Raw genomic sequence first — 20045 nt, 5'->3', positions numbered from 1 at the left:
CATGCCGCACGCGCCCTTTTGCGCGATGCATCGAAACGGCGGGCCGGCAGGCCCGCGTGCGCCGCTTAGCGCGCGCCGATCGAATACGGACGATTCATTGCCGCGTCGCGATCGATCTTGCGCATGCGGAATTCGAGATCGTAGATGTCGGTGGCTTCGGCCAGGTACGCGTCGGCGCGCTCTTTCGCAGCCTTTTCAGCGTTCTTGGTCAGCATCAGGAAGAGGTGGCTCAGCAGGTACATGGTCGATCTCGCTGTTCAAAGGTTCTGGACTAGGGGTTTTCCCGAATTATAGGGAAAACCCTAGGCTTTGACCAGCGTCGATCAAACGATGCGTCGTTCGGTCGCCACAGTGCGACGACGGGTTTCGAAAAAAGCCCAGATCATCACGCTTGCGTCGGGGCCGACCGCCGCGTGAAACGGCACGGCTTCGTCGCCGCCGGCCCACGCGTGATCGAGCCCTTTCACGTGACACAGCCGCACCACCGGCTCGCCGTCGCGGCATACATCGGTAATCTGGACGCCCGTTTTGCGCGTCTCGACGCGCTCGCCGCCGCGCAGCGCGCCCCGGCTGTCGGCGAGCCCGTTCAGGCGCATGAACTGGACGGTCAGTTGATCGGCGTTCTTCGGCGCGACGACATGATCGCCGTCGCCCTGGACGATCAGCGCCGGCATGCCCGGATACGCGCCGGCGTCGACCAGCGCATCGACCGCCGCGGCCGGGTTCTGCCGCAAACCGCGGCGCATCACGTCCATCGCGGTGATGCCGGAATTCGCTTCGCCGAGTGCGGGGCCCGAGTGCAACGCGACCGCCGCGAAACGGTCCGGGTGGTGCAGCGCAAGCAGCGAAGCGAGCCCCGCGCCGGCCGACAGCCCGGCGACGTAGACGCGCGACGCGTCGAAACCGTACTCGTCGACCAGCGCGTCGACCAGCGCCGCCACCGTGTCCGCCTCGCCCCGCCCCGCGCGGTCGGTGTCTTCATACCAGTGCCAGCACCCATGCGCGTGCGCACGCAGCGACTGTTCCGGATACAGCACCGCGAAGCCGTGCTTGTCGGCCAGCAGGTTCATCCGCGTGCCCAGCGCGAACTCGTCGACGGACTGCTGGCACCCGTGCAGCATCACGACGAGCGGCATCGCGCCACGCCGGCGGCCGGACGGCACGTAGAGCCCGTACGCGAGGTTCTGGACAAGGCGACCGAGCGCGGGCGCCATCGGATATTCGCCGCGCGCCCACTCGCCGGCCGCCCACGCGGCCGCGCGCGGTCGCACACGCGACTCGCGAGGTGGGGACGGGTCGGATACGGCAGGAGAGGCCGCGGCCTCGAGTGCGTCGCGGGTGATGCGCTGCGCATCGCGCGCCGCGCGCTTGGCGACCGGGGACAGCATGCGTTTCATGCCGCCCAGCCATACCTTGGTCAGACTTTTGGTCATCGATCGGGCTCGCAGTCAGGAAAAATAGGGCGCCATGAGAGCCGCCACAACGGATGCATCGTTCGACTTTGTGCAATGCACCATAACATTGTTTCCAGGATTTTTCCTGCTCGTCGATCGTGCCCGGTCGCGCAAAAAGCGGGCCCCATGCGGACGCGGCGCTATACTGGGGTTTCGTCGCTTGTATCCGTTGTAGTCGTTCTTCCCGGCTCGCGCGTTGATTTAAGCATTGTCCCCGCCTTCGTTCGTCCCCTTCCCGATGTTCGACCTGCCCGCTCACCTGTGGATCATGATTACCGCGTTCGGCGGCGCCGGCCTGACCTTGCCGCTCGCGATCACGATCGCCGTCTGGCTCGCGCTCGGCTACTCGTGGCAGCGTGCGGCCGCGTGGCTCGGCGTGCTCGCGGCCGCGATCGGCGTGGTGGCGCTCACGAAGATCGCGTTCCTCGGCTGGGGCATCGGCATCCGCGCGTGGGATTTCACCGGGTTCAGCGGCCATGCGATGCTGTCGACGTCGGTGTATCCGGTCGCGATTTTCCTCGCGCTGATCCGCACGCGCACGCCGGTGCGGCTCGCCGGCATCGCGCTCGGGCTGGCGGCCGGCGTCGCGGTCGGCGTGTCGCGGGTCGCGCTCGACGCGCATTCGCCGTCCGAATCGATTACCGGCTGCCTCGTCGGCGGAGTCGCCGCGCTCACGTTCATCGCCGGCTCGTGGCGCGCGACGCCGCACCGCTGGTCGGTGCCGGCGGTCGTCGCGAGCCTCGCGCTCGTCACCGTGGCGCTGCACGGCCTCACGGTGCCGTCGCATCGCTGGGTCACCAAGGTCGCGCTGGAACTGTCGGGCCACGAGCGCCCGTTCGTCCGCGCGCGCTGGAAGGCCAATCCGAACTACCATCCCGCGTCGCAGCCGTCGTCGCTGCAGCGCACCCGATCGGCGCCGCCTACGCTTCACGCGTAACCGGCCGCCCGTTTTCACGTCCGACCATTTCATGCGCACCGTCGCATGAGCACTATGCCGAGCGTTATAACCCGCCCTATATTACGATTACGGTTTCCATCCATTCACGACGAATCTCCATGCGCTCAACCGTCCGTCCGCTTCGCCGCACCCTGCTTCGCCTGCTGCCGATCGCCACGCTTGCCGCCGCGGTCGCATTCAGCGCACCCGCTTGCGCCGCCGACGAACTGGTCGTGTCGGCGGCCGCCAGCCTGACGAACGCGTTCAAGGCCGTCGGCGACGCGTACGAGAAGCAGCATCCGGACACCAAGGTGCTGTTCAACTTCGGCGCATCGGACGTGCTGATGCAGCAGATCGCCAAGGGCGCACCGGCCGACGTGTTCGCGTCGGCCGACCAGAAGGCGATGGATCGCGCGGTGAACGAGAAGGTGATCGTGCCCGGCACGCGCCGCGATTTCGCGGCGAACTCGCTCGTGCTGATCGTGCCGGCGGACAACCGCGCGCCCGCGCCGGCGTCGCTGAACGACCTGAAAGCGCCGGGCGTGAAGCGCATCGCGTACGGCGATCCGGCCTCGGTGCCGGTCGGCCGCTACACCGAGGGCGCGCTGCGCGCGGCCGGCGTGTGGGATGCGGTCAGCGCGAAGGGCGTGCTGGCCGCCAACGTGCGCCAGAGCCTCGACTACGTCGCGCGCGGCGAGGTCGACGCGGGCTTCGTGTTCGGCACCGACGCGGCGATCATGCCGGGCCGCGTGAAGATCGCGCTGACGGTGCCGACCCAGACGGCCATCACCTACCCGATCGCCGTGGTCAAGGACAGCCGCCACGCCGCGCAGGCGCAGTCGTTCATCGATTTCGTCGCGTCGCCGCAGGGGCAGGCCGTGCTGTCGACGTTCGGCTTCAAGCCCGCCAAGTGAGCGAATCGCGATGCAAGACGCCTGGGTCCCGCTGCTGCTGTCGCTGAAGGTTGCCGGCTGGGCGACCGCGCTCGACATCGTGCTCGGCGTCGCGGCCGCGTTCATGCTCGCACGCTGGCGCTCGCCGCTGCGCGACGTCGTCGATTCCGTGCTGACGCTGCCGCTCGTGCTGCCGCCGACCGTGCTCGGCTATTACCTGCTCGTGCTGCTCGGCCGGCGCGGCGTGTTCGGCGCGTGGCTCGACACGTTCGGCATCGAACTGGTGTTCACGTGGCAAGGCGCGGTGATCGCGTCGATGGTCGTCGCGTTTCCGCTGATCCTGAAATCGGCGCGCGCGGCGTTCGAAGGCGTCGATCCGCATCTCGAGCGCGCCGCCCGCACGCTCGGGCTCGGTGAAGCCGCGCTGTTCTTCCGCGTGACGCTGCCGCTCGCCGCGCGCGGGATCCTCGCGGGGGCGCTGCTCGCGTTCGCGCGCGCGCTCGGCGAATTCGGCGCGACGCTGATGATCGCCGGCAACCTGCCCGGCCGCACGCAGACGCTGTCGGTCGCGATCTACGCGGCCGTGCAGGCCGGCGACGACAACACGGCCAACTTCCTCGTGCTGGTGACGTCGATCACCTGCGTGCTCGTGCTGCTCGCGACCGGCTGGCTCGTGCCGTCGCGCGCCCGGCGGAGCCAGTTGACATGAAGCACCTGCGCCGCCCGTATCGCGCCCGTCGTCCGGCAGCCGGCCCGCTTCGGCGGAGGCCCGCATGAGCGTCGTCGTCGACATCCGCAAGACCTACGCGAACGCCGAACGCCGCTTCACGCTCGACGTGTCGTTCACGGCGACGACGCAGCGCGTCGTGCTGTTCGGGCCGTCGGGCGCGGGCAAGAGCATGACGCTGCAGGCGATCGCCGGGCTGCTGACGCCCGACGAAGGCGCGATCACGCTGAACGGCGAGCCGCTGTTCGACGCCGCGCGCCGCATCGACGTGCCGACCCGCGAACGCCGTGTCGCGTACCTGTTCCAGGACTACGCGCTGTTCCCGCATCTGAACGTGCGCCAGAACATCGCGTTCGGGCTCACGTCCGGCCTGCGCAATCCGCGCGCGAAAACGGCGCCGCCGGAGGTCGCGTACTGGCTGCGCGCGTTCGATCTCGAATCGCTCGCGGGGCAATATCCGTCGCAACTGTCGGGCGGGCAGAAGCAGCGCGTGGCGCTCGCCCGTGCGCTGGTCGCGCAGCCGCGCATCCTGCTGCTCGACGAACCGTTCGCGGCGCTCGACGGTGCGATGCGCCAGCGCATGCGCCATGAACTCGCCGAACTGCAGGCGCGGCTCGACATCCCGATGGTGCTGATCTCGCACGACCCCGATGACGTCGCCGCGTTCGGCGACCAGGTCGTGCAGTTGAGCGAAGGACGCGTGCGGGCGAGTTCGCCGCACGCCGAGTGGCCGACGCGCGTCACCTGAACGCGCGACGCCGTGGTCGCGAGCGTGGCGCCGGCCGCCACGCCGGAGCCTGAGAGCAGCCGCGTCGCGGCACATGCTGAAAGCGGAAACGAAGCCGGTGCGATGCGCACGCATGCGGCACCGGCTTCACTCCGTCCCGCACGATGGCCGCCAGCCAATGGAAGCCGCGCTGCCGGACGGGTCAGCCGGTCACCGCCAGAATCACGCTCGACGCCTTGAACAGCGCGATCGCGCGCCGGCCGGCGTCGAGCTGCAACGCATCGACGCTGTCGTTGGTCACGACGGCCGTCAGCGTCCCGCCGCCGTCGAGCGCCAGCGTCACCTCGCTGTTCACCGCGCCCGCCGTGACGGTTTCGACGCTGCCGCGCAGCCTGTTCCGTGCGGACACCTTGAGGTCGGGCCCGCCATCGTCGACCGCGAGCACGACCCACGACGCCTTCACCAGCGCGCACGCGCTCGCGCCTTCCCGCAGCCCGAGCGCCTCGGCGCTTTCGTGCGTCAGCACGGCGACGACGGCTTGCCCGCCCGGCAGCGCGAGCGTCACCTCGTCGTTGACGGCGCCGCGCACGATCGACGCGACCTTGCCGAACAACTGATTGCGCGCGCTCGTCTTCATCCCGATCCGACCGATCAGCGCCCAGTCGACGTCGAAGCCCGCGACGGCCGCGCTCGCGGCCTCGATGAAGCGGCGATGCTCGCGCTCGATCGTGCGGAATGCGGCGATCAACGACGTCGCGCGCGGCGTCAGCGTCGTGCCGCCGCCGCCCTTGCCGCCCGTCGAACGCGCGACGAGCGGTTCGCCGGCGAGATTGTTCATCGTGTCGACCGCGTCCCACGCGGCCTTGTAGCTGAGGCCCACCGCCTTCGCCGCGCGCGTGATCGAACCGGTGTCGCCGATCGCCGCGAGCAATGCGATGCGCGTCGCGCCGCCGAGCGTCTGTTCGCCGGCGCGCAGCCACAGCTCGCCGCCCAGTTCGAGCGGCCCGGGGGACGAGGAAGAATGCGGTGCGTCGGTCATCATCGGCATGCGTGCGGGAAACGGGCGGCCATTATAGGGTCCGGCGCGCGGCGCTCAGCCCGGCTTGCCGTCGAGCTTCGGCGGCCGCAGGCTGGCCAGCAGCGTCTCGGCGTCGCGGGCGGCCCGCTGTTCGAGCGCGGCGCCGTAGCCGCGCACGAAACCGAGCTGATACGGCGGCGCGGCCAGTTGCTCGAGATGATGCAGCGCGACCATCGCGTCGTTCGCTTCGCCGAGCACGCTCTGCACGCGCGCCAGCGTCTTGACCGTCTCGGTGCGCGTGCGGCGCGACGCCAGCGACGCGAAGAATTCCAGTGCGTAGCGCAGCCGCTTCGCATCGATCCGCACCTGATGGCGCGCGGCCGTGTCGAGCGACGTGAGCGACGGCGATCCGTAGAGATGACCGAACAGCCGCCGCACGCGCTTGGTCGCGTGACGCCGCAGCGGCGGCGCGTCGTCGCCGTCGGCCGCGGGCAGCGCGAGCGCGCTCAGCCATTCGAGCCAGCCGAGCGTCAGCCGCGCATAGCGCGCCGAATGCAGCGCCTGCCGCAGCTCGACGCGCGCGGCCATCGACTGCGCACGGGCCGCGCCGAGCGTGCCGTCCCACTCGCTGCCGCCGCCGTCGGCCGCGATCAGTGCGGGCAGGCTTTCGGTCGCGAACACGTCCCAGTCGCGAACGGTGCCGAGCAACGCGGCGAGCCAGCGCAGGTCGACGCCGAGCGTGTCCTTCCATTGACGGTCGGTGAAGCGCGGGAAGAAGCGCATCAGCGTGCGCAGGCGGCGCAGCGCGACGCGCATCTGGTGTACGAATTCGGGATCGTCGCGATCGAGTACGCCGCACTCGTTGCCGAGCCATTGCGCGGTGATGTCGCCGGACAGCGCGAACAGCGCGGCGCGCTGCGTGCGGATGCCGGTCAGGTCGACGGGCTGCGCCTTGACCAGCGCGGCGGCCACCGGCCCGCCCGCACAGGCGCGGTCGATCACGCTCGTCAGCTGCACGAACGCGGGCCACGCGCCGGTCAGTTCGCGCGCCGCGGCAAACAGCGCGTGCAGCGCGGCCGTGCGCGCGGCAACGGTTTCCCAGTCGGGCGCGGCCAGACGCAACTCGACGTAGCGGCGCGGCGGCTCGCCGCCGCCGTGCAGCGTGATGTCGTCGAGCGTCATCTCGACCACGACGCCGCTGTCGTCGGCCCAGCGCCCACGCCGCCGTTCGCTGACGATACGCAGCGCCGACGCCTGGGACCGCGCTTCGTCGGTGTCCGAGGGAACGCCGTCGATTTCGGCGGCAGGCGCGTCGGCATCGGCCGCGGCACCTGTCGCGGGTATCGGAAGCGGCGTCGCGACGACGACGCCCGCGTGCTCCGCGTCGAACAGTTCGCGCTGCGTGACGCCGGGGGCGAAGGTCTCGGTGCGCGACGCGACGACCCGCGTGCCATGCGCGTTCGATTCGACCCAGGTCCACCAGCTCGCGCCCGGGCTCCGCTCGGCCTCCTCGATCTGGCACGGCTCGATCGTCACGCGCTCGTGGCCGCGGCGCATCCGGACCTGCGGGCAAATGCGCCACGCGCGCACGAGTTCGGCGCCGAAGTCGCGCTGCGCGCCACGGGCGCGGCTTGCGCCCTTTCCCGGCCACCCTTCCAGCGACAACGACAACACGATTTCCAGCACACGCGACATGGAGGCTCCCGCACAAGAAGGATCGCCGGCGCATCGACCGCGCCAGCGTCGCTCGTGAAGCAACTTCCATAGTACACGCCCCAAAAGGACGCAGGCGACGATCCGGCCCCGTCTCTCTGTGGCCCGTCAAGCCGGCACGTCAGACGGCGTATTGCGCGATGCCGTTGCCGAACGACCAGTTCTCCTTCAGCACCTCGACGAGACCGATGAATACGTCTTCCTGCCGCACGCCGGGCTGCTGCGACAGGTTGTCGGCGATCGTCCGGTACAGCGCCCGCTTCTGCTCGAGCGTGCGCGTGTTGTTCGCGGTGATCTGGATGATCACGAGATCGTCGCTGCGTTCGATATCGAGGTAATGACGGCCGAACACGAAATTCTCGGCCGCATGCTCGGTCACGACCATGAAGATGTCGTCCTCGGGGACGTTGAACGCCTGTATCAGCGCGCGCTGCACGCCGTCGACGAGGGCCTTGCGATAGGCGGCCGGTTTGCCTTCGCGTACGGCGATACGGGTGAATGGCATGGTGCTGCTCCTGTCGGTAAGTGACGTTGAGGATCGAAAACACAGCGTCAGGTTAGGCGCGGCCATCTATAATGAACAGTCATTGTCGAATATTTCATCCATTTTCACTTGAAATGAAAGTACTCGATCTCGATGCGGTTCGCGCGTTCGTGCTGGTTGCCGACCTCGCCAGTTTCACGCGCGCCGCCGATGCGCTCGGCACCACGCAATCGGCCGTCAGCCTGAAGCTGAAGCGGCTGGAAGCCCATCTCGGCAAGCCGCTGCTCGCGCGCACGCCGCGCGTCGTCAAGCTGGCCGCCGACGGCGAGAACTTCCTGCCGGCCGCCCGCGCGCTGCTCGACGCGCACGAGCGTGCGCTCGGCGCGATCTCGACCGGCACGGCGCGCCTGTCGCTCGGCGTCAGCGAGCACGTCGCGGTGCCCGACCTGCCCGCCGTGCTGACGAGCCTGCACCGGCAGGATCCGGGGCTGTCGCTGGAAATGCATCTCGGGGCGTCGACGAGCCTGCTTCCGCAATACGACGAACGGCGGTTCGACGCGGTGATCGCGCGACACGAACCCGGCGAGGATCCGCCGCGCGACGACGCCACGTCGCTGTTCACCGAGCCGCTGGCGTGGCTCGCCGCGCCCGACTGGGCGCCGCGCGCTGGCGAGCCGCTGCCGCTCGCCGTGCTGGCCGGCCCCTGCGGCGTGCGCGCCGCCGCGCTGCGCGCGCTCGACCGCGCGGGGCTGCCGTGGCGCGAGCGCTTCACGGGCGGCGGGGTCGCGGCGGTCGCGGCCGCCGCCGCGGCGGGGCTGGCCGTCTGCCCGCTCGCGCGGCGCGTCGCCCCGCGCACGCTGGTCGACGTCGGCGCGAAATTCGGGCTGCCGGCGCTGCCGCAGTCGCAGGTCGTGCTGTATTCGCGCGTCCGCGACGCCCGGGCCGCCGCCGCGCTGCGCAGGTTCGCCGACAGTCTTGCAATCTCGGCGTAAACTAGCGGGCCCGCCGCCCGTAATCTCCAGACGAATTCCGATGAAGCCCGACGCCCGCAAGCACCTCCGCGCCAACCTGCTGATGCTCGGCGCCGCCGCGATCTGGGGCTCCGCTTTCGTCGCGCAACGCCTCAGTCTCGACGTGATCGGCCCGTTCCTGTTCACCGGGCTGCGCTTCCTGCTCGGCGCGCTCGTGCTGGTGCCGCTGCTGATCCTGAATCCCGCGTCGCGCGCGCAGCTCGCGGCGATCCGGCGCGCACCGGCGCTGCTGCTGCCGGGCCTGGCGCTCGGCGGGCTGCTCGCCGTGTCGATCTCGCTGCAGCAGGTCGGCCTGCAATACACGCGGATCGCGAACGCCGGCTTCATCAGCTCGCTGTACGTCGTGATCGTGCCGCTGATGGGCGTGTTCGCGCGCCACCGGATCGGCGCGGGCACGTGGTTCGGCGCGTTGCTGGCCGCGATCGGCCTGTATTTCCTCAGCATCGACGAGCACTTCTCGGTGCTCTACGGCGACTGGTTCCAGCTCGCGGGCGCCGTCATCATCGCCGCGCACGTGATGGCGGTCGGCCATCTCGCGAAACGCCACGATCCGCTCGTGCTCGCGTTCCTGCAGTTCGCCGTATGCGGCGTCGCGTGTCTCGCGGTGGGCCTGGCCGTGGAACAGGTCAGCATCGCGATGCTGCGCGGCGCGCTGCCGACGCTGCTGTACGGCGGGCTGCTGTCGGTCGGGGTCGGCTATACGCTGCAGGTCGTCGCGCAACGCGACGCGGCGCCCGCGCACGCGGCGGTGATCTTCAGCATGGAAGGCGTGTTCGCGGCGATCGCCGGCTGGGCCGCGCTCGGCGAAACGCTGACGCTGCGCGCGCTCGTCGGCTGCGCGTTGATGCTGGCCGGCCTGCTCGCGTGCCAGTTGCTGCCGAACGGCGACGCGCGGAAAAAGGACGAGGACGCGCTGCCGGCGTGACGCCCACCGTCCCTATAATGGCGATTCGCGTGACTTCCACGCCAACCGCTTCCGACAGGCCAGCTCCGTGACGTCCACTTCCGTCGATCCCGCCGCCGACCTGCTGCGCGAACGCGCAGCGCACTACGCCGCCCAGGCGGCGCTGTTCCTGCGCGACCAGGCGCTCTCCACCGCGTCGCACGACCTGCGCAGCCCGCTGAATGCGATGCACAGCTGGGCCTACGTGCTCGAGCGCCAGCTTGCCAATGCCGATCCGAACCTGCAGCGCGCGCTCGCGGGCATCCGCACGGGCATCGACCAGCAGGTCGCGCTGATCGACGGCGTGCTCGACGCGCCGCGCGCGGAAACCCGCACGCTCGCGCTCGCGCCACAGCCGTTCGCGCTGCGCGCGCTGCTCGACGAAACGATCGCGCTCGTGCGTTTCGCGCTCGCGGACGCTCGCCAGATCGCGCTCGACACGACGCTACCGGACGGCGAGCCGTCGCTCACCGCCGATCGCGAACGCGTCGCGCAGGCGCTCTGGACCCTGCTGACGACGGCCGTGGAGGCCAGCGCCGCAGGCAGCCGCGTCGCATTCGCCTGCACGCGCGACGGCGCGCAGTTCACCGCGCGCGCCACCTGCACCGTGAACGCCGACGTGCTCGTCGATCCCGCCCAGCCGCACGCGTTCGAATCGTTCGCACGGCGCGAGATGCTGCGCGAGCGCGACACGAAACGCAGCGCGTGGACACTCGCGCTGTGCCAGCGCGTCGCCCTCGCGCACGGCGGGACGTTCACACACGACCTGTTCGCCGACGGCGCGCCCGCCACCCTCACGTTCTCGATTCCGTGCGAGGCGCCGGTGTAAGCAAGCGGTCGCCCGACGCATTACAAATTCCTTTCTGGCTCTATACTGACGGGCCTGTCATAACCGGAGCGATTCTTTGTTACAGATCTTCGCGCTCATCGGCGCGTTGTTCCTGGTGGCCCTGAACGGGTTCTTCGTTGCGGCCGAATTCGGCCTCGTCAAACTCCGCGCGACGCGCGTCAAGACCCTCGCCCGCAAGCACGGCCTGCGCGGGCGCATCCTCGGCATCGTGCACGGCCGGCTCGACGCGTATCTTTCCGCGTGCCAGCTCGGCATCACGCTCGCGTCGCTCGGCCTCGGCTGGGTCGGCGAACCGGCGTTCGCGCAACTGCTCGGCCCGCTGCTCGACCTGATCGGCGTCGAGTCCGAACGCGTCGTGCATCTGATCTCGCTCGTGTTCGCGTTCTCGCTGATCTCGTTCCTGCACATCGTCGTCGGCGAACTGGCGCCGAAATCGATGGCGATCCGCCAGCCGGAGAAAGTCGGCCTGTGGGTCGCGCTGCCGCTCTACGCGTTCTACTGGGCGATGTATCCGGCGATCTGGGTGCTCAACACCAGCGCGAACGCGGTGCTGCGGCTCGCGGGGCTGTCGGCCGACCACGGCGGCGATGCGCACTATTCGACCGACGAGCTGAAGCTGATCCTGCGCAGCCGCCGCAGCGCGGCCGGCAATGCGGCGCAGCCGGCGCGCGGCACGTACAGCAACGACGAATGGAACACGCTCGCGCATTCGCTCGATTTTTCGTCGATGACCGTGTCGGACCTGATGCGGCCGGCCCATGAAATGATCGGCCTGCGGCGCGACCTGCCGCTGCCCGACAACATGGAGATCGTCGCGCGGCACCGCTTCAGCCGCTATCCGCTGTTCGAGGATGCGTCGCGCGAACAGGTGAGCGGGCTGATCCACCTGAAGGACCTGCTGCTCGCGCGTCACGCGGGCGCCGCGCTCGAGGATCTCTCCGACTACGTGCGCCCGGTCCAGTACGTGAAGCCCGACACGCCGGCGCTGGAGCTGTTCCGCCGCTTCCGCAAGGGCGCGCCGCACTTCGCGCTGGTCGGCAACAAGGGCGAGAAGCCGATCGGCTTCCTGACGCTCGACAACCTGCTCGGCGCGCTGGTCGGCCAGATCCACGACGAGTTCCGCCAGGGCGATGCGGACTGGAGCCGCCTCGACGACGGCACGCTGATGGGCAAGGGCAGCCTGCCCGTCGTGTCGCTCGAGCAGGCGCTCGGCATCGACATCGACGAAGGCCGCGCGGAATCGGTCGGCGGCCTCGTGATCCAGGCGTTGAGCGACCTGCCGACCGAAGGGCAGCGCGTGGCGTTCGACCGCTTCGACGTCGTCGTGAAGAAGATGAACGGGCCGCGCATCGTGCTCGTGCGCGTCTATCCGAAGATCGCGAAAGAGGCCGACGAATGACGGCCGCGCGTCGCATCGCGCGATGAACGCGCCGCTGCCGCGCTGCTGCGTGATCACGCCGGAGCCGGCGTCCGCGTCGGCGGCCGATCGGGCCGCGTTCCTCGACCGGCTGTCGGCCGTGCTCGCACGCGGCGAAACGCTCGTGCAACTGCGCGTGAAATCGTTCGACGCGGCGGCATTCGCGTCGCTGGCCGCCGCGGCGCTCGCGCGCTGCCACGCGGCCGGCGCGCACCTGATGCTGAACGGCCCGATCGACGCGGCCGGCGTGATGCGGCTCGACGACGCCGGCTGGCATCTCGACGGCCCCGCGTTGCGCGCCGCCGCGCAGCGGCCGCTGCCGGCCGGGCGATGGGTGTCCGCCGCATGCCACGCGCAGGACGACCTGCTGCTGGCCGCGCGTGCCGGCGCGGATTTCGTCACGCTGTCGCCGGTGCTGCCGACGCTCAGCCACCCCGGTGCGCCGACGCTCGGCTGGGCGCGATTCGACGCGCTGGCTGCACAGGCCGCGATGCCCGTGTTCGCGCTCGGCGGCATGACGCGCGCACACCTCGACGACGCGCGCCGTCACGGCGCGTACGGCATCGCGGGCATTCGCGGGTTCTGGTGATTCGATGCTTTCCGGCAGGCGGCCGGCAGCCCCCTTCACGCGTTCGTCGGCTCATGCATTCAGGCTCGGACGCATTCCGCGCCACGAACCGTCGTCCATGCGGCGCACGTCGTGCGTCAGCGCGTAGCGATTGACGTCGCCCGTCAGCCACGCGACGAGCGAATACGGCGGCAACCCCCCTTCATCGACCCGGTCGCGCGCGCGTGCCGGCGTCTCGAACACCACCCGCCCGACCGGGGCGTCGAACGGCACCGCATCGGGCGACAGGTTCAACGCGATCGTCAACGTCTCGTCGTCGGCGAGCCGCCATGATGCGCACAGCGCGTCGGCATCGCCGTCGCCGTCCGCCTTCAGCGCATGGGCTTCCTGCGGCCGGCAATCGGACAGCCGCGGCGCGATCAGCTTCGCGCGCACCGCGAGCGCCGACTGCACGAAATGCGCACGGTCGAGGTCGCGCGCGGTTTCGTCGAAGATCAGCGGGATCTGCGGCGTAAGCAGCGACAGCGCGAGCGCGGCCAGACCGGCCGCCTGCCCGCGATCGCCCGGGCCGCCGTCACGCCATGCGCCGTCGGACAGCACGAGGGACGTCAGCGACAGTCCGCTGTCGGCGGTCATCCCGTCCGCCGACGCGGCCGGCCGGTATGCCGCGCCGGCCGCGGTCAGCGCGCGGGCGAGCGTGTGAATCGACTGGTGCGTGGAAATGCCTTCATGCGCCGACGTGTCGCGCCCGGTGAGCCGGTGCAGCGCGCGTTCGCCGCAGCCGTTCCACTGCGCGTCGAAATGGGTATCGGCGAGATGCGCCGGATGCCGCTCGCTGCCGAGCACGAGGTGGATCAGCCGGTCGGCCGGCACGGCGGCGCGCACGCGATCCGCGATCTCGCGCAGCCACGACACGCCGATCCGGTCGGCTTCGCGCAGGCGCAGCCCGTCGCAGCGGTATTCGTCGATCCAGTACAGCGCGTTGTCGCAGAAGAAATCGCAGACTTCCGGATGATCGAGCGCGAGCGGGGCAGCCTGCAGCGGATCGTCGCGCGTATGGAAGAACGGCCCCGCGTAGTGGCGCAGCGCATCGGTGCCGCTGCCGAAGCGCGCGTAGTCGAGCTCCAGCAGCACCGCGAGACCGTAGCCGTGCGCATCGTCGATCAGCGCCTTCAGCGCGTCGGGGCCGCCTTCGGCCGCGAGCGGCGCGAACGGCAGGCTGTCGTGCGGCGACGCGAGCAACTCCAGCGCGGTCACGCCGAGACGCGCGAGCCGAGGCAGGCGGCGGCGCACGGCGTCGAAGCCGCCCACCGCGTGCGGGCGGATCGCGTAGAGCGCGATGTCTTCCCACGCGCGCCCGTGCCAGAACGTATTGCGCCACGTGAACGCGCGCGGATCGACGACCTCGCTCGGGCCGTCGAGCCCGTCGGGCTGCGAGCGCGATGCGGGATCGGGAATCGACACGGTATCGTCGAGACGATAGCGGTAGCGTGCGCCCGCGCCGCAGTCGACGAAGACCTCGAACCAGTTCGGGCCGGCGCTCGTCATCGGGACGAGCATCGGGCCGTAGCCGGTATCGAGTTCGAGCTGGACGTGGGTGCTGCCGGGCGCCCACACGCGAAAATGCGTGCGCGGCGTCGTGCTGAGCGCGCCGCAGGGCTGCGCGCCAAACGGCAAACAATGGATGTAGTGCTGCGCGTACGGATCGTGCGGACAATCGGACATCATGCGCTCCTCGTGCGTACCGAGCGGCATGGCCGCGCCGATGGCGCAGCGCATCGGAGCCCGGCATGCGACGGCCAGGCGGGGGGAGAGCACCGAGTATGCGCCGGATTCGCCCCGTCGAGGCATCGTAGTCAGACATTTTTAAATGCGAATCGACCCTTGGAACATCGCCGCTGGAAACGGGCCGGCATGCGCCGCTGAGTCGGGTAGTCGGCATACCGGAATGATTGCTCGTCTTGTTGCGCGGGCCGCGCGCGCATACGCTCTGCGCCATGTTCGCGGACATGTCGTCCGCCCTTACCCGAGGACCCGCCATGTCGCTTCCCGCCAGCGCCGCGAAATTCGATCCGTCGCGTGCCCACGAATACGCCGAGCAATCGCGCATCGCGCTCGCCGGCTACGATGCGTGCCACGAACTCACCACTTGCATGCTCGCGTCGGCGATCGGTGCGACCGATGCGCGGATCCTCGTTGCCGGCGCGGGCGGCACGGGACAGGAAATCTGCGTCGCGGCCGCGCTCGAACCGGGCTGGCAATTCACGGCCGTCGACCCGTCCGCGCCGATGCTCGCGCTCGCGCGTGCGAACGTCGAAGCCGCGGGTTTCGGCGCGCGCACGACGTTCGTCGAGGACGGCGTCGACGCGTTGCCCGACGTGCCCGCGTTCGACGGCGCGACGCTGATCGGCGTGCTGCATCACGTGCCGGGCGACGACGCGAAAGCCGCGCTGCTGCACGCGATCGCGCGACGCCTGAAGCCCGGCGCGCCGCTCGTACTCGCCGGCAACCATCGCCGCTACGCGGACCACCCGCGCCTGCTCGACGCGTGGCAGCAACGCTGGCGCATGAAGGGCGCCACGCCCGACGCCGTGCGCGCGCAACTCGCGAAGATCCTGCAGGGCGCCGATCCGCCCGCGTCCGAGGAAGCCGTGTTCGCGCTGCTGCGCGACGCGGGCTTCGACGCGCCGCTGCGCTTTTTCGCGAGCCTGTTCTGGGGGGCGTGGGTCGCGGTGCGGCGCGCATGACGGTTCGAGGCGCCCGCGACGGCGCGCACGACGCGATTCTCGTACGCGGCGCATGGGCTCGGTATGATGACGTTCCCGCCCCCTTCCGACCTCGACATGCTGACCGTCCACCACCTGAACAACTCGCGTTCGCAGCGCGTGCTCTGGCTGCTCGAAGAACTGGAGGTGCCGTACGAGATCGTGCGCTACGAGCGCGATCCGAAGACGATGCTCGCGCCGGCCGAATTGCGCGCGATCCATCCGCTCGGCAAGTCGCCCGTCGTGACCGACGACGGCCGCACCTTCGCCGAATCGGGTGCGATCATCGAATACCTGGTCGAACGCTACGGCGACGGGCGCCTCGCGCCGCCGCCCGGCTCGCCCGAGCGGCACGACTACACGTACTGGCTTCACTACGCGGAAGGATCGGCGATGCCGCCGCTGCTGCTCAAGCTCGTCGCGCTGCGAATCGCGCATGCGCCGATGCCGTTCTTCGCGCGGCCGATCGCACGCAAGATCGCCGCGACGCTGCAGTCGGGCTTCGTCGATCCGCAGATCGACCTGCATCTCGGCCATGTCGACGGCGCGCTGGCGCGCAGCGGCTGGTTCGTCGGCGACGGCTTCAGCGCGGCCGACATCCAGATGAGCTTTCCGCTCGAAGCCGCGACCGCGCGCGGCGGCGGCGGCCGGTATCCGGCGATCGCGCGCTTTCTCGACACGGTCCATGCGCGGCCGGCCTACCGGCGGGCGCTGGAACGCGGCGGCCGGTACGACCTGCTCAAGTGATCGGCGTCAACTCAGCAACCCCGCCGCGACGTTGATCGACAAGCCGAGCACGGCCATGTTGAAGTAGAACGACAGGATCGACTGCGCGAGCACCGAGCGCCGCGCGGCGCGATCCGCGAGCGACACGTCGGCCGTCTGCGACGCGACCGCGATCGTGAAGGCGAAATACAGGAAATCCCAGTAGTCGGGCTCCGGGTGCTGATCCGGGAAACGCAGCGCGCGGTCGCTGCACGGCGAGCCGTAATAGAGCCGCGCGTAGTGCAGCGTGAAGATCGTCGGGATCAGGAACCACGCGCCGAACAGCGTCGCGCCCGTGATCGCGTAGTGGCTGAGCCCCGCGCGAAAGCCGACGCTCTTGGCGGTCGCGAGTTCGATCGCGATCGCGGCCACGCTCGCGACGGTCGCGAGGCACACGACGGTCAGCACGGTCGTCGCATTTTCGTCCTCGCGGATCGCGACTTCGCGCACCTTATGATGATGCGCGGTGACCATGCGCCCCCACATCAACGCCAGATACAACCAGACCGCGCAATCCCACCCGATCAGCGCCCGCGCGGTGGCTCGCAGCGGAAACGGCAGCAGCACCGCGCACAGCACGCCGGCGACGAATGCCGAGACCATGCGCGGCCGGTTGCGTAATACCTGCGGATAAAGCGTCATCGTGTGATTCCGAAAGCAGATGGAAAGGGTTCGGCCGCGTGCGCGGCTGCGCCGCTGCGCCGGCGCGAAACGCGCCCCGATTATCCTCATTCCAGCGTGACATGGCGATGGGCGCGAGCGCCTGAGGAGCGCCTAAGATAAGGGGATGACCGCCACCGCCCTGCTCTGCCGCCATCCCGTGAACACGGCCGGCCGCGACTTCGTCGTCGGCGACCTGCACGGCTGCGTCGACGTGCTGCGTGCGCTGCTGCACGACGTCCGCTTCGATCCGGCCCGCGACCGGCTGTTCTCGGTCGGCGATCTCGTCGACCGCGGGCCGGCCTCCGACACCGCGCTCGACCTGCTCGACCGGCCGTGGTGCCACGTCGTGCGCGGCAATCACGAGGAAGTGCTGAGCCTCGTCGCGCGCGGCAAGCTGCCGCCCGACGCGTGGCGCGGGATCGGCGGCGACTGGGGCGCCGACCTGCCGCCGGAACGGCTGCGCGCGCATGCGGCGCGCGTCGACGCACTGCCGCTCGTGCGCGTGATCGGCGACGGCCCGGCGCGCTTCAACGTGCTGCATGCGGAATTCTTCGGCTCGGACGCGGATCTCGATACCGGCAGCTATCCGCACGACGTGCGCGAGCGCCTGATCTGGGGCCGCGATCTCGTTCAGGGGCTCGCCGATCCGGCGGTGCAGGCCGGGCTGTCGCTGACCTGCACCGGACACACGCCGGTGCGCGAGCCGCAGCGGATCGGCGCGCAATGGTTCATCGACACGGGTGCGTTCGCGCCGGCCGGGCGGCTCACGCTCGCCGAGCCGCGCACCGGCCGCATCTGGTCGATGACGCAAGCCGAAGCGCGCGAGCGCCACGCGGAAGACTGGCCGCTGCCCTGACGCGCCAGCCGGCGCTTCGTCCCGCACGCGAACGCTAGCCGACCTGATTCAGTTCGAACACCGCATCGACGGCCGAGCCGTTCCAGTTGTATTCGAGATAGGCCGCATGCTGGCAGTCGCGCAGCAGCGTCGTGCGGAACGCGGCGAGACACTCGCCGCGCGGATCGCGCACCGACGGATAGACGATCCCCGCGCCGCCGGCATCGCGCACCGCGCGGCCGAACGCCTGCCCCGCGCTGTAGTCGACCGGATCCAGCAACGCGGGGGCGCGCTGCGGCCACGTGCGCACGTCGGCGACGTCGCCGTGCGCGAACACGGTATAGAGCCGCATCTGCTGGCGCATCGGCGGCTCCTTCGTCGCGGCGAGAAACAGCCCGCTGTGATAACGCGTTTCGGCGATCGCCGTGTCGCGCGAGCGCGTGCAGTAGAACACGCCGTAACTGCCGTCCGAGAAGCGGCTGCCCAACGGATTCAGGTGCGTGAACGCGGCCATGATCGGCCCCCAGCCCTGCCCGTAGCGGCGCTCGGCGGGCGGCACGAGGTCGAGCGTGCCGACTTCGTTGCGGATGCGGTCGTTGGTCAGCGATTCGAGCGCGTAGAGCGCGTCGAAATCGTCCGCCGACGCGACGCGGTCGAACAGGTTGATGGCCGGAAAACGGGTGGGAATCACGCGATAGGCGGGCGCCCAGTCGACGGTGGTCATGGGCCACCGGGTGACGTCGATCGGTGTCGTCACGCCCAGCCACCCCGCATCGCGTCGAGATATTGCCGGACGGCCACCAGATCGCCGACGTTGCCGGCCAGCATCCGGTCGAGCGCGCGCTTGCCGCCGAACGGCGCGGCATCGTTGGGCCGCTTGACCCACGCATCGGCCGCGGCCGGCTGCGGCAGCAGGATCTGCAACGCCTTGTAGATGCCGAGTAGCAGCGACAGGCGCTCGAGCGTATCGCGCGGCAGACGTGCCGATTCCGGCGCGGCCTTCCACTTGAAGAACGTCGAGCGGCCGGGCGACCCGAGCAGCACGATCTGCTCGTCGATCGTCAACTCCCAGTCGCGCGCGATGTTGAAAAACGCACGCAGACCGGCGGCCGACATCTGCGCGACCGAAGCGTGCGGCACGGCGGAATGCGACTCGTAAGCGGGCTGTGACATGACGGTTAGTCTCGAAACGAATTTACTAACAAGATTAGTCCATTCTCGTATTTTTGCAAGGGTCGCACCCATCGCTCGTCACGCTGATCCGGCAAATCGATATTTTTTGTCCATTCTGGACTCTTATTTTATTTTCTGCGTTAATGGCCGGGCGGACACCGCGTCACGGCGCGAGTCGTGTCCGTGGAAACCGTGTCGCCCGGAACCCGGATGCACCCTGCCCAAGGAACGCACCATGAAGAGACTGATTGCCGCTGTTTCGATCGCCCTGCTCGCGGTATCCGCAGGCCCCGCCGTCGCGAAGGACTGGACCACGATCCGCTTCGGCACCGACGCGAGCTACGCGCCGTTCGAGTCGAAGGCGCCGGACGGCAAGCTCGTGGGCTTCGACATCGACCTCGGCAACGAGATCTGCGCGCGCCTGAAGGCGAAATGCGTGTGGCTCGAGAACGATTTCGACGGGATGATTCCGGCGCTGAAGGCGAAGAAGTTCGACGCGGTGCTGTCGTCGATGTCGATCACGCCGCAGCGCGCGCAGCAGATCGGCTTCACGACGAAGATCTACAACCAGCCGACGCGGCTCGTCGTGAAGAAGGGCTCGTCGCTGCTGCCGACCGCCGAATCGCTGAAGGGCAAATCGATCGGCGTCGAGCAGGGCACGACGCAGGAGACGTATGCGAAGGCGTACTGGGGCAAGCAAGGCGCGAACGTCGTGTCGTACCAGAACCAGGACGGCGTGTATGCCGACCTGATCGCCGGCCGCCTCGACGCGGCGCTCCAGGATGAAGTGCAGGCCGCGATCGGGTTCCTGAAATCGCCGCGCGGCGCGAACTACACGTTCGTCGGGCCCGAGCTCGTCGACGAAAAGCTGCTCGGCGTCGGCGCCGGCATCGGCCTGCGTCAGGAGGACACCGACCTGAAGGCGAAAATCGATCGCGCGATCGCCGACATGGTCAAGGACGGCACCTACAAGCGACTCGCGTCGAAGTACTTCGACTTCGACATCTACGGCGGCTGAAAAACGGCGTCGCGCGCGTACGGATACCGCTTCCGTCGCGCGCGTCCGACCGCCCCTCCCCTTC

At 69.7% G+C, this 20045-nt stretch carries 22 protein-coding genes; 13 read left to right on the top strand and 9 right to left on the bottom strand.

Going from position 1 to position 20045, the window contains the following annotated elements:
• Nucleotides 1-65: 65 nt before the first annotated feature.
• Nucleotides 66-242, bottom strand: a complete 177-nt coding sequence (locus QZM72_RS15410; RefSeq protein WP_069618521.1) for a DUF3563 family protein — start codon at nt 240-242, stop codon at nt 66-68.
• A gap of 81 nt (nt 243-323) precedes the next feature.
• Nucleotides 324-1433, bottom strand: coding sequence for a PHB depolymerase family esterase (locus QZM72_RS15405; RefSeq protein WP_089469309.1), 1110 nt, complete (start codon nt 1431-1433; stop codon nt 324-326).
• A 259-nt stretch (nt 1434-1692) separates the two neighbouring features.
• On the opposite strand from QZM72_RS15405, the gene QZM72_RS15400 reads away from it, so the two are divergent.
• From QZM72_RS15400 to QZM72_RS15385, 4 genes are all read left to right on the top strand, one after another.
• The gene (locus QZM72_RS15400) at nt 1693-2391 is read left to right on the top strand and encodes a phosphatase PAP2 family protein (protein WP_089469308.1); all 699 of its coding nucleotides are present in this window, start codon (nt 1693-1695) and stop codon (nt 2389-2391) included.
• 119 nt (nt 2392-2510) lie between these two features.
• Nucleotides 2511-3305 (top strand): molybdate ABC transporter substrate-binding protein, encoded by a 795-nt coding sequence (gene modA, locus QZM72_RS15395; RefSeq protein ID WP_089469307.1) that lies wholly within the window; start codon nt 2511-2513, stop codon nt 3303-3305.
• A 10-nt stretch (nt 3306-3315) separates the two neighbouring features.
• On the top strand, nt 3316-3993 hold the full coding sequence (gene modB / locus QZM72_RS15390) for a molybdate ABC transporter permease subunit (protein ID WP_301738566.1): 678 nt from the start codon (nt 3316-3318) through the stop codon (nt 3991-3993).
• Between the two features lie 64 nt (nt 3994-4057).
• Nucleotides 4058-4759 carry a sulfate/molybdate ABC transporter ATP-binding protein gene (locus QZM72_RS15385; RefSeq protein ID WP_089469305.1) on the top strand — a complete coding sequence of 234 codons (702 nt, stop codon included), beginning with the start codon at nt 4058-4060 and terminating at the stop codon, nt 4757-4759.
• A gap of 181 nt (nt 4760-4940) precedes the next feature.
• Here QZM72_RS15385 and QZM72_RS15380 read toward each other — a convergent pair whose 3' ends face one another.
• The 3 genes from QZM72_RS15380 to QZM72_RS15370 all read right to left on the bottom strand — a co-directional run bounded on the left by QZM72_RS15380 (nt 4941) and on the right by QZM72_RS15370 (nt 7974).
• A complete protein-coding gene (locus QZM72_RS15380) occupies nt 4941-5777 on the bottom strand; it encodes a TOBE domain-containing protein (RefSeq protein ID WP_301738576.1) in 837 nt (278 codons plus the stop codon).
• Between the two features lie 54 nt (nt 5778-5831).
• Complete coding sequence (locus tag QZM72_RS15375) at nt 5832-7451, bottom strand: CHAD domain-containing protein (protein ID WP_089469304.1); 1620 nt, start codon at nt 7449-7451, stop codon at nt 5832-5834.
• A gap of 139 nt (nt 7452-7590) precedes the next feature.
• Nucleotides 7591-7974 (bottom strand): tautomerase family protein, encoded by a 384-nt coding sequence (locus QZM72_RS15370; protein ID WP_301738564.1) that lies wholly within the window; start codon nt 7972-7974, stop codon nt 7591-7593.
• A 113-nt stretch (nt 7975-8087) separates the two neighbouring features.
• Here QZM72_RS15370 and QZM72_RS15365 point away from each other — a divergent pair, with 113 nt between their 5' ends.
• The 5 genes from QZM72_RS15365 (at nt 8088) to QZM72_RS15345 (ending at nt 12783) form a co-directional block, all read left to right on the top strand.
• Complete coding sequence (locus QZM72_RS15365) at nt 8088-8945, top strand: LysR family transcriptional regulator (protein ID WP_301738563.1); 858 nt, start codon at nt 8088-8090, stop codon at nt 8943-8945.
• 40 nt (nt 8946-8985) lie between these two features.
• The gene (locus tag QZM72_RS15360; protein WP_301738562.1) at nt 8986-9909 is read left to right on the top strand and encodes a DMT family transporter; all 924 of its coding nucleotides are present in this window, start codon (nt 8986-8988) and stop codon (nt 9907-9909) included.
• A 67-nt stretch (nt 9910-9976) separates the two neighbouring features.
• Entirely contained in the window at nt 9977-10756 is a 780-nt protein-coding gene (locus tag QZM72_RS15355; protein ID WP_301738561.1) for a sensor histidine kinase KdpD, read from the top strand.
• A 76-nt stretch (nt 10757-10832) separates the two neighbouring features.
• Nucleotides 10833-12176: a hemolysin family protein gene (locus QZM72_RS15350; RefSeq protein ID WP_089469299.1), complete on the top strand. Its 1344-nt coding sequence runs from the start codon at nt 10833-10835 to the stop codon at nt 12174-12176.
• Nucleotides 12177-12198: 22 nt separating this feature from the next.
• Nucleotides 12199-12783 carry a thiamine phosphate synthase gene (locus tag QZM72_RS15345; protein ID WP_301738560.1) on the top strand — a complete coding sequence of 195 codons (585 nt, stop codon included), beginning with the start codon at nt 12199-12201 and terminating at the stop codon, nt 12781-12783.
• A 51-nt stretch (nt 12784-12834) separates the two neighbouring features.
• Here QZM72_RS15345 and QZM72_RS15340 read toward each other — a convergent pair whose 3' ends face one another.
• Entirely contained in the window at nt 12835-14487 is a 1653-nt protein-coding gene (locus QZM72_RS15340; RefSeq protein ID WP_301738575.1) for a DUF3459 domain-containing protein, read from the bottom strand.
• 314 nt (nt 14488-14801) lie between these two features.
• On the opposite strand from QZM72_RS15340, the gene QZM72_RS15335 reads away from it, so the two are divergent.
• Both QZM72_RS15335 and QZM72_RS15330 read left to right on the top strand, forming a co-directional pair.
• Nucleotides 14802-15509 carry a class I SAM-dependent methyltransferase gene (locus tag QZM72_RS15335; RefSeq protein WP_089469297.1) on the top strand — a complete coding sequence of 236 codons (708 nt, stop codon included), beginning with the start codon at nt 14802-14804 and terminating at the stop codon, nt 15507-15509.
• A 96-nt stretch (nt 15510-15605) separates the two neighbouring features.
• Nucleotides 15606-16274, top strand: a complete 669-nt coding sequence (locus QZM72_RS15330) for a glutathione S-transferase (RefSeq protein WP_301738574.1) — start codon at nt 15606-15608, stop codon at nt 16272-16274.
• A gap of 6 nt (nt 16275-16280) precedes the next feature.
• On the opposite strand, the gene QZM72_RS15325 is transcribed toward QZM72_RS15330, so the two are convergent.
• The gene (locus QZM72_RS15325; protein ID WP_301738559.1) at nt 16281-16934 is read right to left on the bottom strand and encodes a DUF1345 domain-containing protein; all 654 of its coding nucleotides are present in this window, start codon (nt 16932-16934) and stop codon (nt 16281-16283) included.
• 145 nt (nt 16935-17079) lie between these two features.
• On the opposite strand from QZM72_RS15325, the gene QZM72_RS15320 reads away from it, so the two are divergent.
• Complete coding sequence (locus QZM72_RS15320) at nt 17080-17811, top strand: metallophosphoesterase (protein ID WP_301738558.1); 732 nt, start codon at nt 17080-17082, stop codon at nt 17809-17811.
• A 34-nt stretch (nt 17812-17845) separates the two neighbouring features.
• Here QZM72_RS15320 and QZM72_RS15315 read toward each other — a convergent pair whose 3' ends face one another.
• The gene (locus tag QZM72_RS15315; RefSeq protein WP_301738557.1) at nt 17846-18514 is read right to left on the bottom strand and encodes an RES family NAD+ phosphorylase; all 669 of its coding nucleotides are present in this window, start codon (nt 18512-18514) and stop codon (nt 17846-17848) included.
• 29 nt (nt 18515-18543) lie between these two features.
• Nucleotides 18544-18963 (bottom strand): MbcA/ParS/Xre antitoxin family protein, encoded by a 420-nt coding sequence (locus QZM72_RS15310; protein WP_050017968.1) that lies wholly within the window; start codon nt 18961-18963, stop codon nt 18544-18546.
• 235 nt (nt 18964-19198) lie between these two features.
• On the opposite strand from QZM72_RS15310, the gene QZM72_RS15305 reads away from it, so the two are divergent.
• Nucleotides 19199-19981, top strand: a complete 783-nt coding sequence (locus QZM72_RS15305) for an ABC transporter substrate-binding protein (protein ID WP_089469293.1) — start codon at nt 19199-19201, stop codon at nt 19979-19981.
• Nucleotides 19982-20045 lie beyond the last annotated feature (64 nt).

The sequence above is a fragment of the Burkholderia sp. AU45388 genome (assembly GCF_030481585.1).
Taxonomy (GTDB): domain Bacteria; phylum Pseudomonadota; class Gammaproteobacteria; order Burkholderiales; family Burkholderiaceae; genus Burkholderia; species Burkholderia sola.
The sequence above is the reverse complement of the archived record's forward strand: the minus strand, read 5'-3'. Positions and strand labels throughout refer to the sequence as shown.